The organism is Iningainema tapete BLCC-T55 (assembly GCF_014698965.1).
Taxonomy (GTDB): Bacteria; Cyanobacteriota; Cyanobacteriia; order Cyanobacteriales; family Nostocaceae; genus Iningainema; species Iningainema tapete.
Window position 1 is genome coordinate 14,803 of sequence record NZ_JACXAE010000071.1, and the last position, 12,296, is coordinate 27,098.

At 41.1% G+C, this 12,296-nt stretch carries 12 protein-coding genes; 3 read left to right on the forward strand and 9 right to left on the reverse strand.

The genetic code is table 11. The features are described from left to right. Positions 1–2: 2 nt before the first annotated feature. From obgE to ICL16_RS20685, 7 genes are all read right to left on the reverse strand, one after another. Positions 3–1,034, reverse strand: a complete 1,032-nt coding sequence (gene obgE / locus ICL16_RS20655) for a GTPase ObgE (RefSeq protein ID WP_190831422.1) — start codon at positions 1,032–1,034, stop codon at positions 3–5. A 73-nt stretch (positions 1,035–1,107) separates the two neighbouring features. Beyond that, on the reverse strand, positions 1,108–1,797 hold the full coding sequence (locus ICL16_RS20660; protein WP_190831424.1) for a Mo-dependent nitrogenase C-terminal domain-containing protein: 690 nt from the start codon (positions 1,795–1,797) through the stop codon (positions 1,108–1,110). Between the two features lie 668 nt (positions 1,798–2,465). After that, a complete protein-coding gene (locus ICL16_RS20665) occupies positions 2,466–3,203 on the reverse strand; it encodes an alpha/beta fold hydrolase (RefSeq protein WP_190831426.1) in 738 nt (245 codons plus the stop codon). A gap of 138 nt (positions 3,204–3,341) precedes the next feature. After that, positions 3,342–4,037: a class I SAM-dependent methyltransferase gene (locus tag ICL16_RS20670; RefSeq protein ID WP_190831428.1), complete on the reverse strand. Its 696-nt coding sequence runs from the start codon at positions 4,035–4,037 to the stop codon at positions 3,342–3,344. 133 nt (positions 4,038–4,170) lie between these two features. Then, the gene (locus ICL16_RS20675; protein WP_190831431.1) at positions 4,171–5,280 is read right to left on the reverse strand and encodes an iron-containing redox enzyme family protein; all 1,110 of its coding nucleotides are present in this window, start codon (positions 5,278–5,280) and stop codon (positions 4,171–4,173) included. A gap of 171 nt (positions 5,281–5,451) precedes the next feature. Further along, positions 5,452–7,287, reverse strand: coding sequence for a peptidoglycan D,D-transpeptidase FtsI family protein (locus ICL16_RS20680; RefSeq protein ID WP_190831434.1), 1,836 nt, complete (start codon positions 7,285–7,287; stop codon positions 5,452–5,454). A 9-nt stretch (positions 7,288–7,296) separates the two neighbouring features. Then, on the reverse strand, positions 7,297–7,950 hold the full coding sequence (locus ICL16_RS20685; protein ID WP_190831437.1) for a hypothetical protein: 654 nt from the start codon (positions 7,948–7,950) through the stop codon (positions 7,297–7,299). A gap of 470 nt (positions 7,951–8,420) precedes the next feature. On the opposite strand from ICL16_RS20685, the gene ICL16_RS20690 reads away from it, so the two are divergent. From ICL16_RS20690 to glgB, 3 genes are all read left to right on the forward strand, one after another. Then, positions 8,421–8,660, forward strand: coding sequence for a hypothetical protein (locus ICL16_RS20690; protein WP_190831440.1), 240 nt, complete (start codon positions 8,421–8,423; stop codon positions 8,658–8,660). A gap of 131 nt (positions 8,661–8,791) precedes the next feature. Then, positions 8,792–9,124 (forward strand): hypothetical protein, encoded by a 333-nt coding sequence (locus ICL16_RS20695; protein WP_190831606.1) that lies wholly within the window; start codon positions 8,792–8,794, stop codon positions 9,122–9,124. A gap of 206 nt (positions 9,125–9,330) precedes the next feature. Further along, the gene (gene glgB, locus ICL16_RS20700) at positions 9,331–11,622 is read left to right on the forward strand and encodes a 1,4-alpha-glucan branching enzyme (protein WP_202895644.1); all 2,292 of its coding nucleotides are present in this window, start codon (positions 9,331–9,333) and stop codon (positions 11,620–11,622) included. A 76-nt stretch (positions 11,623–11,698) separates the two neighbouring features. On the opposite strand, the gene ICL16_RS20705 is transcribed toward glgB, so the two are convergent. Together ICL16_RS20705 and ICL16_RS20710 are read right to left on the reverse strand one after the other, a co-directional pair. Continuing rightward, positions 11,699–11,998: a type II toxin-antitoxin system RelE/ParE family toxin gene (locus tag ICL16_RS20705; RefSeq protein WP_190831444.1), complete on the reverse strand. Its 300-nt coding sequence runs from the start codon at positions 11,996–11,998 to the stop codon at positions 11,699–11,701. Beyond that, positions 11,995–12,261, reverse strand: coding sequence for a ribbon-helix-helix domain-containing protein (locus tag ICL16_RS20710; protein WP_190831448.1), 267 nt, complete (start codon positions 12,259–12,261; stop codon positions 11,995–11,997). The genes ICL16_RS20705 and ICL16_RS20710 overlap by 4 nt, the downstream gene beginning before the upstream one ends. Positions 12,262–12,296 lie beyond the last annotated feature (35 nt).

Sequence of the window (12,296 nt, forward strand, 5' to 3'; positions counted from 1 at the left end):
GATTATACATAATTCTCCTGTGCCATTTCACTTGCATTTTTCTGATCTATCACCTCCCAAATTTTCTGTAACATTGGTTCTAACCCAGCACCTGTTACTGCTGAAATTAGAAAAACAGGAGCTAAGGAGAGATGATTAAGTTGGGTGGCTAACGCTTCTAAATCTTGTGTTTCCCTGTCAACAGCATCAATTTTGTTCAACGCCAAAATTTGTGGTCGCTCTGCTAAACCTCGTCCGTAAGCAAGTAATTCTTGTTGAATTGTGTTATAATCTGCTATCACATTATCACTGGTAGCATCAATTAAATGTAGCAGTACGCGGGTGCGCTCAATGTGACGCAAAAAATCGTGTCCCAACCCTACTCCTTGAGCAGCACCTTCAATTAGTCCGGGAATATCAGCGAAAACTGTGCCGTCACCACTGGGTTTGCGCACTACACCTAAATTTGGTATGAGGGTGGTGAAGGGATAGTCAGCTATTTTCGGGCGTGCCGAAGATAAGGCAGAAATTAAAGTAGATTTGCCGGCGTTGGGAAGTCCGATAATTCCAACTTCTGCCAAAAGTTTCAACTCTAGCCGCAAAAGTCGCCGTTCACCAGGAAGTCCTGGGAGGGCATATTCTGGCGCACGATTACGGTTGCTTAAAAAATGTTGGTTTCCCAGTCCGCCTTTACCACCTTCTGCAATCTGTAAAGTTTGCCCAGGTTCTACCAAATCTCCAACTATTTCGTCAGTTTCTGTATCGTAAACAACAGTACCGCAGGGAACTTCGATAATTAAATCTTTTCCATTTGCGCCTGTACGATTATTCGGTCCGCCACGACCACCGTTGTCTGCAGAAAAAATATGCTTGTATTTAAAATCCAGCAAGGTTTGCAGATTTTCCACGGCAACTAAAATTACTGAACCACCTCGCCCTCCATTACCACCAGAGGGACCACCAGCCGGGACGTACTTCTCTCGTCGGAAGGCGACAATTCCATCGCCACCTTTACCTGCTTCTACTTCTATTTCTACTTGATCGATAAATTGCATAATTTCGTTAATAGCTAATAGTTAATAGCTAATAGTTAGTAGTTACTATGAACTACTAACTATTAACCAATGACTAAATATATGGAGTAACATCTTCCCCGCATTCATCTGCTAGGTAAGATAAGGCGCGAAAACGCAGGAACACAAGTTGCTCATAAAGTGGGTTGAGTTTACATAATGGTGGAATATGTACAATTTTACGTTTAAATAGAGTTACGTCCCGCTCAAAAGGACAATGAGAAGGTATCATTTTGCAAAGAAATCTGGCTAATCTGGGGTCTTGAACTTCTAGTTTGTCTAGCCAGTCACGCAGGGGGCGCAGTCGATCTATTTGCTGTTTTGTCAGCGGAGCCACAGCAGAGGAGGAGACTTCCTGGGAAGGCGTTTCTACAGCTGGATTTTCTAATGTGTAACGTAGCGCTTCCAGTAAATTTTCTGGCTGATCTAGTGCTTTACAAAATTGATGTAGGTGGTAGTCTTCGCTTAAAGAATATGTACCATCAGCGATCGCCACCATTACCGCTGTACGTAAAAAATTGGACGCTGCTAAAGTTCCTTTGCCTAGTATTGCGCCTAGTTCTTCTGGTTCAATCGTCTCTAAAGATTCTAAGTTCACCCCTGGTGCTAGTTCATTTTGGGTGATGGAGGTGATTAACTCTTGTTCTTGGGCATCGAAATCACCATCAGCCCAAGCAATTGTTAGCAGCCCACGTAACCAAGCGGAAACTTGTTCGCTGGTATAGGGAGATTTTACAGCAGTCATACACTCACGCCTCAAGCTTCTCTCATGTCCATAGTAGCCTGCATCATCATAGACAGACTGTGGTAGCGAATGCAAAAGCTTTGAGGCGGAATGAGCGTTATGACCTTATTATAAATTCTTAATAAACCGTTACAAAGCAATTAAATTTACTGATAAAAATAATAGCTTTTTGCATAGGCAAACCTCCGTATGCCATTAATTACCAGTACGATCTTTGACTACACTCCACGTTCTTTCCCAACGAGAGCTAATTAAACCTCTAAGCTTATTTAAATACATATTAGATAGAGGGCGAGTGCGATTAATTTTCACTCTTGTTGTGGGATTTTGTCTACGAGAGTGACTTGGAGTTACCAGAACCATACTTTCCCTTATAAATCTATACAACAGCTTTCTTGTGATTCTGGCAAATGATAGCAATAATTTCCAGTAGCCGATTTACACTTTAAAGAAAATTTAATAACATTCTCATTTTTTCTCCGGATGTGCATTCTCCGAAGCTCTTATACATATACTGACTGTATTAGCAAGTATCAAATTAAATATTTTTTCTCAAGCAATGCAGAAGGTGAGATAGCAAGGAAAGTAATTTTTGATACAAAATTACTTTCCTCGTATTTATGCTCAGGGATTTTTGTCGAACACTTACTATAAGTAAAATAACTTAATTAAACAGAGAACTGTACAGAATGGGAGACTGATTGGGGATGGCGTTGCCAAAAATGTAATATTTGCTTGCCTACCACTTCAGGGTAGAAGTGATGGAAAAAGTGAAGTCCTGAAGGACATTGCCAAATAATATCCTCCGGTTTTAAAAAACTCTGCCATTCAGATAATATAGGTGGATTCACTACTGGGTCAGTTTTACTACCACATACCATCAGTGGAACTTCGACTCTACCCATAGGTAAATCTGCTAACTTAAATAAAGAATGTAGGGAAGGTGATTCCTCTAAATCTCTTGCTAAGGCAGTAACTAATTTTTTCATGGGGTAAGGAGGTTTATGACCAAACAAACTGCGAACTGTGTTTACCAATACTTGCTCACGACTTATAGGCAAAAGTTGTCTTTGAACGTAATAATGAGTATGCCAAGTCATCGCAGGTCGAGCTGCTACGGCAAGCATGGTTAATGACTGTACTATTTTTGGGTATCGACGAGCAAATATTAAGCCAACTACACCGCTAATACCATGACCAATTAAATGTACTGGATCAGCAGATGATTTTAAACAGTCATGTAGCAGCGCAACAGCTTTATCTGTAGAACTTGCTTCGTCTTTGGTTTGAAGATATTCCCACCGGGCTATACTTAAATGCTCAGATAGGTATCGAAGTAATGATTGGTCAAAATACTTCAAACTAGGGCTAGCACTTAACCATAGAACATTAAATGAATGGGTCATAAATACTCCTGAAGCTATATAACTTTATAGCTTAAAAGTGATGCTATTAAAGTTAAAACTTATTAATTGGAGTAAAGATTTGAGACGCGATCGCTTAGATCCCCGACTGTACAGAAGTTGTCGGGGATATTATACATTTTACAAACTAGCCATTACTTGAGACAACTCTTGAGATAAATCTACAGTAGATTCTTGGTGTTTTTGAAATAAAACACCAGCTAAAAAGTAATAATCGCCAGAGTAAAACGCGATTTTATGCTTACGTAATTCTTCTATGTGCTTCTTAACTTTTGGCTCCGAGCTGTAGTAGCCAAACTTTAAAGGCAATACTACAAAACTACTAACGTCGTAACCGTTGGCTTTAGCATGGTTAATTGTACTCAGAGGATTAGAGTAACTAGATACTAAAAGTAACACGCTTTCATACCCCAATGACAAAAGCTCATTAGTAACTTTAGCTCCATCGCTCCCACCAAATAACAGAGGCATATATATATCGTTATCTGGTGCAGGGAGATATGGAGGGTTAGCGATCAGATAATCGGCTTCTAGTTGAGAAGACTCAAACAGGCAGGAATTATAGATTACGTATTTATGATTCAGGTTGTACTCATCAATTGTTGAGTTAGCAACTTTCCACGCCGAAGCATTTAATTCAAAGCCATGTATTTGACCATCAAATCTGGTTCTTAATAATGAATTGATTACTGGACTACCATCTCCTGAACCAAATTCCACAACAGAGGCTTTATTTTGACAATTGCGCAAAACAAGGTTTTCCAAACAATTAGAGTAGAAATTAGATTCCTCTGGACACAAAAAAATATCTTTCATTTGACCAAGGTTCCTATGCTTGTATATTGGTAACGCTGTGTTTAGGTAGAAAAGCCAATTTGGGTTTGAGAAACCCGGTTCCTTTAAGAAACCGGGTTTCTGTCCGGAATAAAATTGCTGTATTGGAGAAAAATCAATAGCTAGCTTGCTCAACAACTCGAATTGATTGCACTACCGCTGCAGCAGCGCGATCGCCCATCAACTTCTCTTGGTCATAACCAAGTACTAACTCCCACGAATGTTCGGGATACATTTGAGATAAAGGCAAAGCCACATCTTCTAACATCCAACGCCCGTGACGTTCATCTTCCCTAATATGTAATTCCCAATAACCCATAGCCGCATGCGATAGTCCCAGTCGTTGCGCTGCGGTAAGATAATTTTTGTAAGCAGATGGACCTGCTACCTCAAAATAAGTCAGTCCACCACTGTAACGCAGGAAGTAACGTTTGCACTCAGTCATCAAAAAATTGTGATTAGCACAAGCTAATACCTGCCAAGGAACTAAATTGAAATATGCTTCTGGTTGAGTGTTCATGCCAAATTCACTCAACATTTGCGCAAAAAACGTTGAATGTTTGCGAGAGAACCTACCATTGCCGTATTCTTCTAGCAATACTCGTATGAGAGTACATTGTACCTCATTAGCAGCACCACCAAGAATGCGTGAAAGACGACTGCCTTCTACTAAACCATCAAATGAGCCAATAGCCAATAAGTGACAGTAGCCTGCCTCACTCATTTGCTCTCGAATATAGCGACTTTCCGCTGTTAGAGGCGGATCTAGATCAGCATTTGCACGTTCAACTAGTGCTTGTTGAACGTCCACTTTTTGCAATGCTGTTACATCAATTTGTTTAAGTTCCCACTCTTGCCAAGCTGTTTCAATCTGGTCACGTACTTTATATAAGTAAAAAGAGCGTTCATTGGTATAATTACGCAAATCATCATACCAAAACAAATTTAGTCGATTAATGCGATAAAGTATGCGCTGGAGAAAAAGATGAGCTGCGTCTTCACCATCTTTCTTGTTGTATGCTTCATCAATTGCGACAAATAGTGTGCGCTCAAAATCATCTTTTAGTTCTGGTTGTGCTACCAACTTTTTATCTAAATTTTCTATTGTTAGCAATTCGATCAATTGCTGTTCAGCTTTGTCGTATCTTATAGTTTTTATTTCTTCTTCGGGCGCAGTTTTATCCTCAGTTTCAGTGACTGGGAACATAACTTGATTGCTGATCATGGAATATTTGAGTGCTGGTGAGCGGCGTGAACTTTGTTCTACCTATTCACTTAATATTCTCCTGAAGCAACTTTGTGTACATCTTTCCTGAGTTGTAAAGAAAAATTAAGTACTTCAGGAAAGATTCAGCCTAAAGAAGATGAACGATCGCCATAATTTCTGTAATCATCACTACTGTTTGATCACTGACATGTTATTTGCTGGACTCGGTGGAATTTGTTCAATTGAGATCAGTGCTTCCATCACTGACTTAACAACTGGTGCAGCAACAGTAGAACCGTAGGCATTTTTTCCTTTTGGCTCATCTACCAACGCCAACACCACATAGCGAGGTGATTCCACTGGTAATATACCTACGAAACTAGTAATCTTAGCACCACTGATGTAGCCTCCCGAACCAGCTTTTTGCGCCGTACCAGTTTTGCCCGCAATGCGATATCCAGAAATTTGTGATGCTTTCCCAGTTCCTTCATCAACCACTGTTTGCATCATCTCAATCACCGTCAAAGTCGTCAAGGGTGAAAAAATTTGCCGTGGTAGTGGTTTTGGTGGTACATAATGAACCTGACCTTTGCTATCAACTAGCCCTTTAACTACATGAGGTGTGACTAATTTGCCGCCATTAGCTAAAGCTCCATGCATTTGTACTAGTTGTAAAGGTGTGAGGGAAAAGCCTTGCCCAAAAGAGGTAGTTGCAGGTTCAATTGGCGAAGCAACAAATTCTTCTTGACTTTTTAGTTGACTAATCACTGAAAAGGGTAAATCTGTATCAGCGCTTTGCCCTAACCCTAATCGTTCCAACCAACCATAGTAGACACTTGGCTTCATTCTTTGAATGATTTGTACCATGCCGATATTGCTGGAATGCTGTAGAATCTGAGCAATGTTTATTCGCCCATAACGTTTGTTTTCGGCATTGTTGATTACTCTATCAGCGACAGAGATGCTTCCTGAATCGTTGAATACGTCTTCGGGTTTAATGACACCATTTTCCAAAGCGATCGCCACATTTAAAGGCTTGAAAGTTGAACCTGGTTCATAAAGATCTGCCACTGTCCAGTTTTTGAACAGAGAAATATCAGCTTTGGAGTATTCATTTGAGTTATAAGTGGGCTGAGAAACCAGAGCAAGTAGGGAACCATCCCAAGCGTCCATCACAATTACTGCCCCACGTGTTGCCTTAAATTTTTCCATCTGCTGTTTGAGAGCAGATCGAGCAGCTCGTTGTAAGCGACTATCGATGGTTAATTGTAACTTGAGGTCATCAAAATGTAAAAAACCTTCTGGAGCGTGATCTGGCATCAGCGCTCCGTTCCCTGCCCGACTCAGCCGCACTGTTTGTACAGAACGTTCTAGTAATTTTTCCTGGCTATATTCTACTCCTGCTTGACCGCGACGGTCGATGTTAACATAACCTACCACTTCTGCAACTGAGTCTTGTTGTGGGTAAAATCTTGAGTATTTTTGAATTAACTCTAAGCCATTGAGGTGTAATGAGGCTAGGCTATCGGCAACTTCTTCTGGCGCTTTTGAAGCAAGTGTAATACCGCTTCTTTTGCTGTTAAACTTTTTCTCTAGCTCACTTTGGTCTTGTTGAAGGATTGGGGCGAGTAATTCTGCTGTTTGTTTATTAGTCTTGACAAATAGCCTGGGATGTGCATATACAGTATACACAGGACGGTCAATCGCCAACATATCCCGATTGCGATCCACCACTGAGCGTCGAGGCATAAAAGGTCGCAAATTTACCATTTGCTGACTACGCGCCTTGGACGTTAGCTTTGGTCCACGTACTATTTGTAACTGATATAAGTTAAAGCCGATCCCCACACTAAAAGCAATTAAAATAATCCAGACTATGAATAATCGCAGTCTTGTGGGCTTTGGTTGCTCCTGAGTATGATTATTGAGAATCTGTGTTCTCTGTCTGGTTCCTTTTTTTGGCCGTTTGATCAATTGTGACTGAGTAAAATTTTTCCATTTTGTTCTAGTTGATGACTTCTGCATGGGCTTCATTTAATATGCCACTGGGTTAACTGTTTGTTGTGGTACTTCAGAGTTTGGCATTGGGGTGGATGGTACTGGGTTAGGACTGATTGCGGAAGGATTTGCAAAGATCATGCTTTGGGGGGATGGCGATACTAGTCCTGCTTCTGGTCGTTCAGCGTCTTGTGCCATTTTATTTTTCAGCACTTCGTTATTTGTCATCAGTTTTCGCTCATCCCGTTGCAAGGTTTGCATCCGACGAAAAGACTGACTCCAAAGTTGTTGTGAGTATACCGTCCAACCATAAACTAGAAGCGTGACTGCTACCAACACAAAAGTGATAATTGAAGAATGACGATGTATGGTAAACAAACGCATTAACCATAAAGGTGTTGTTCCAGTAGACGGCATCAAGGGGATCTGGGATGCTGGTTGTTGAGTTGGCGCAGTTGATTTATTCACAACTGAATTATTTGTCAACTGTCTTGTGGAGGAACGCCGTTGTCTTTTGGCTGACAAAGCTTCTTTCTGGTGTTGTTGGATGACATCTAAACTGGAGGAAGCCGACTTATTTCTGAGCGGGATCGATGTTTGAGCGATCGCTCGGCGATCTCTACGTCTTTGTACTCCTGTCCGGAATGAACTCCCCGGTGTCGAAACATCCGATTTACGAACAATAGTCATAAATTTTTGGCGATAAAATACTATACTTCAAATTAGTTGTCTGTTTAAGCTGTGATGAGAATACTCTCGTGGGCAATAACTACACATAACACCCCAACTCCCATTTAAATAGTTCTGACAGGTAGTTGCACTAACATTTACTTGTAGCTGGAAACCCAGTCACTGAAAAAACTAGGCTTAAATGCGTTGTATTTTTGCTTTGTTGCTAGTTATAGCTGATGAAATATTGCATTCACATTATGGTAACTTGGATCTGTAACGGTCAAGATATATATTTCTGTGATACCCTTTGGGTAAGTGAGCAACATCCTTATTGTATGGGTGTGGCATAAGTGTAAAACACAACGCTTGACAAACCAAGCAAGTTTTTACAAAATGCCTCAGCTAAAATCATTAAAAAAAAGCAACAAATAAGGTATCGTATTCAACAGGCTAAAATTGTACCTGCCGCAATTGGTGAAAGAGGAGTTATGAAAAGAACAATCGTTGGTCTTGTTTTAATGTTAGGTCTGGCAACAGTTCTCGGAGCTTGTGAAGGTGGTGGCGATAGCGGTGCTGGAGGTGGAGGAACTACCACTACTACTACTTCCCCAGCCGCTGAACCTACTGATACTGGCGCTGCTACCCCCCCTTCTACTACCACTACCACTGCCCCCTCAACTACTACTGATACTGCCAGTCCTACACCTACTGCTACTACTACACCATAATCGGTTAAAACCAGTTTGGTGATAGCAATATTCTCTTTAGTTGGTATGATATGAGTGAAAAAACCCGGTTTCTTCCAGAAATCGGGTTTTTTGCTAAAGTAGCTCTTGAAAGCCTAATTCAAAATGAGGAGATGGTTGGAGAAAAAAAAGCGAAATATTTATCACGGCTGAAAATCAGCACAATTGCTGGTATCTTAGTTGTTAAGATAGCTAGCAATTCAGGTTCGGTGCTGGCATTACCACCCCCTGAAGATACGCCAGAAGAAATATTACGCACAGAAATTATCACAGCAGCGCGATCACCTGTTGACGGTAAACCTCTAACTGCTGCTGAATATATACAACTGCAAGGGCAGCTACAAAAACGTCCTACTCCAACATTGAATACGAAAATTCGGGAAAATATTTTTCTGCTGCGCTTGCGCAAAACATTGCTTCAACTTTTCCCATTTTTAGATTTGTAATCGCCGTATATATTATATAATTTGCTAATTGTCAACTAGCGGTAGTAACTATCAAAACCAATATGAGTTTACCTAGCTTTCCCAAGGTTTTACTCTTAGGTAAGATGAAATTAGCGACAAACTTTACAAATAATTGTAAAGAATATATATAGCAGTTAATAAAAAAGCAAATTTACTTACTCAGTTTATTCAACGTAGGTAGCTCCATGTCTATAACCACGATTGCCCCTGAGCAGGTTAACCGCATCATTTGGAATCAGCATCACGATCCCTTTGAAGTATTGGGATCTCATCTCGTAGAACAAAACGGCAAAAACGTCTGGGCGGTAAGAGCTTACCTACCAAATGCGAGTGCAGTATGGGTAGTCATTCCGGAAGAAAGGAAAGAATACCCAATGCAAACGGTACACGATCCTCATTTCTTTGAATGCGCGATCGAAACAAAAGAGTTGGCAAACTACCAATTACGGATTAAAGAAGGAGAGCATGAGCGAGTCGTTTACGATCCTTACGCATTTCGTTCTCCTCACTTAACAGAATTTGATTTACACCTGTTTGCCGAAGGTAATCACCACCGAATTTATGAAAAATTAGGGGCGCACCCTACTGAAATAGGCGGAGTGCAAGGCGTTTACTTTGCCGTTTGGGCACCTAATGCGCGTAACGTATCAGTACTAGGAGATTTTAACCACTGGGATGGGCGCAAACACCAAATGCGTAAGGGACTTACTGGAGTATGGGAATTATTTATTCCTGAACTCGGTGTAGGAGAGCATTACAAATACGAAATTAAAAACTTTGACGGACACATTTACGAAAAATCCGATCCTTACGGTTTTCAGCAGGAACCGCGTCCGAAAACAGCATCTATTGTCACCGATTTAAGTACTTACACTTGGACTGACGAAGATTGGTTAGAAGCACGGCGTCACGTCGATCCCCTCACTCAACCCATTTCCGTCTATGAACTACATGTAGGTTCCTGGTTACACGCTGCTAGTGCAGAACCACCAAGATTACCTAACGGTGAAACAGAACCAGTAGTAACTGTTTCCGAACTCAATCCAGGCGCACGCTTCCTCACTTATCGGGAACTAGCAAATCGGCTCATTCCCTACGTAAAAGACTTAGGATACACTCACATTGAACTACTACCCATAGCCGAACATCCCTTTGATGGATCGTGGGGTTATCAAGTCACTGGTTACTACGCTCCCACCTCTCGTTATGGTAGTCCAGAGGACTTTATGTATTTCGTTGATCAATGTCACCAAAATGGAATTGGTGTAATTGTCGATTGGGTTCCAGGTCATTTTCCCAAAGATGGGCATGGATTAGCATTCTTTGATGGCACTCATTTATATGAACATGCGGATCCCCGCAAGGGCGAACACAAAGAATGGGGAACTCTTGTATTTAACTACTCACGTAACGAAGTCAGAAATTTCCTCGTAGCAAATGCCCTCTTCTGGTTTGACAAGTACCACATTGACGGTATTCGCGTTGATGCTGTAGCTTCAATGCTCTATCTTGACTATTGCCGCAAAGACGGAGAATGGCTGCCTAACCAATACGGGAGTAGAGAAAACTTAGAAGCAGCAGATTTTCTTCGTCAGGTAAATCATACTATCTTCAGTTATTTCCCCGGTGTAGTCTCGATCGCCGAAGAATCCACCTCATGGCCGATGGTATCTTGGCCTACTTATACTGGAGGACTAGGTTTTAACTTAAAGTGGAACATGGGCTGGATGCACGACATGCTTGACTACTTCAGCATGGATCCTTGGTTCCGCCAGTTCCATCAAAATAACATCACGTTTAGTATGTGGTACAACCACAGTGAAAACTTCATGTTGGCTTTATCCCATGATGAAGTAGTGCATGGGAAGAGTAATATCATTGGTAAAATGCCTGGGGATAGATGGCAAAAGCTTGCCAATGTGCGTTGTTTGTTTACCTACATGTTCGCTCACCCAGGTAAGAAAACCATGTTCATGAGCATGGAGTTTGGACAGTGGAGTGAGTGGAATGTATGGGGTGATTTGGAGTGGCATTTATTACAGCACGAACCACATGCACAGCTCAAAGAGTTTTTCAAAGATTTAAACCATCTCTACCGCAGTGAACCTGCTTTATACACTCAGGATTTTGCTAGGGAAGGGTTTGAGTGGATAGATTGTAGCGACAACCGCCATAGTGTAGTTTCGTTCATCCGTCGCGACAAAGATTCTGATGATTTCATTGTCGCAGTTTGCAACTTCACACCTCAACCTCATTCTCACTATCGTATTGGTGTACCAGAACCAGGATTTTACACTGAGTTGTTCAACAGCGATGCGCGTCAGTATGGCGGTAGCAACATGGGTAACTTAGGCGGTAAGTGGACAGATAATTGGTCTTGCCAAAATCGTCCCTATTCACTTGATTTGTGTCTACCACCTTTAGGAGTATTAATTCTCAAGTTAGATAAGGTCAAAACAGCACAAATGATGGAATAATATGTAGTAGGGTGGGCAATGCCCACCTCTATTCTGGTATTCAAAAATATCAAAATACAAGTGTTAATAATTACTATTATTCAACACTTCCAAATAAGGATTTCAAGTTACGTCTGCCACTAACGACTCTCACAATTTCGATTCCATCATCAATAATTTGATAGAAAATGATGTAACCATCTAGCGGAACTCCTCGTAAGCCAGAACGCAAGGCTTCGTATTGACGTCCCATTTTGGGAAAACTAGCAAGTTGTTTGCACTTTTGGTTAAATTCTTGCAATAAATGCTCCCCAGCTTCAACATTTTCTACTGCAAAGTAGTCAGCGATCGCTCTTAAATCACGCGATGCCGGTAGCGAAATAATATACTGACTCATTTGTGAGACTTTTTAACTTGCTGTAAATCTGCCAAAAGTTGATTCACAAAAGTTTCTCCATCAATTCCTTCACCACGCTCAAGTGATACTATCCCTTCATCAATCTTGGCGCGAGTTTCGTCAACCCACACTTGATAAGAAAGTCTCTCTTGTTCTAGAAGGCTCAATGCGGCTTGAATTACTTCGCCGACGCTATTAAAATTGCCAGTGGCAAGCAAATTTTGGATTATTTTCTGTTGTTCTGGCGTTAGTGTAATGCCCATATTTATATAGCTTGCTAGTTTTTTCCATGATATAG

Bases quoted from the DNA above. Each gene is read 5' to 3' on its own strand.
- ICL16_RS20670 (WP_190831428.1), bottom strand. From the start codon at position 4,037: ATGAAAGATATTTTTTTGTGTCCAGAGGAATCTAATTTCTACTCTAAT.
- glgB (WP_202895644.1), top strand. From the start codon at position 9,331: ATGTCTATAACCACGATTGCCCCTGAGCAGGTTAACCGCATCATTTGG.
- ICL16_RS20680 (WP_190831434.1), bottom strand. From the start codon at position 7,287: ATGCAGAAGTCATCAACTAGAACAAAATGGAAAAATTTTACTCAGTCA.
- ICL16_RS20710 (WP_190831448.1), bottom strand. From the start codon at position 12,261: ATGGGCATTACACTAACGCCAGAACAACAGAAAATAATCCAAAATTTG.
- ICL16_RS20685 (WP_190831437.1), bottom strand. From the start codon at position 7,950: ATGACTATTGTTCGTAAATCGGATGTTTCGACACCGGGGAGTTCATTC.
- ICL16_RS20665 (WP_190831426.1), bottom strand. From the start codon at position 3,203: ATGACCCATTCATTTAATGTTCTATGGTTAAGTGCTAGCCCTAGTTTG.
- ICL16_RS20695 (WP_190831606.1), top strand. From the start codon at position 8,792: ATGGTTGGAGAAAAAAAAGCGAAATATTTATCACGGCTGAAAATCAGC.
- ICL16_RS20690 (WP_190831440.1), top strand. From the start codon at position 8,421: ATGAAAAGAACAATCGTTGGTCTTGTTTTAATGTTAGGTCTGGCAACA.
- obgE (WP_190831422.1), bottom strand. From the start codon at position 1,034: ATGCAATTTATCGATCAAGTAGAAATAGAAGTAGAAGCAGGTAAAGGT.
- ICL16_RS20705 (WP_190831444.1), bottom strand. From the start codon at position 11,998: ATGAGTCAGTATATTATTTCGCTACCGGCATCGCGTGATTTAAGAGCG.
- ICL16_RS20675 (WP_190831431.1), bottom strand. From the start codon at position 5,280: ATGATCAGCAATCAAGTTATGTTCCCAGTCACTGAAACTGAGGATAAA.
- ICL16_RS20660 (WP_190831424.1), bottom strand. From the start codon at position 1,797: ATGACTGCTGTAAAATCTCCCTATACCAGCGAACAAGTTTCCGCTTGG.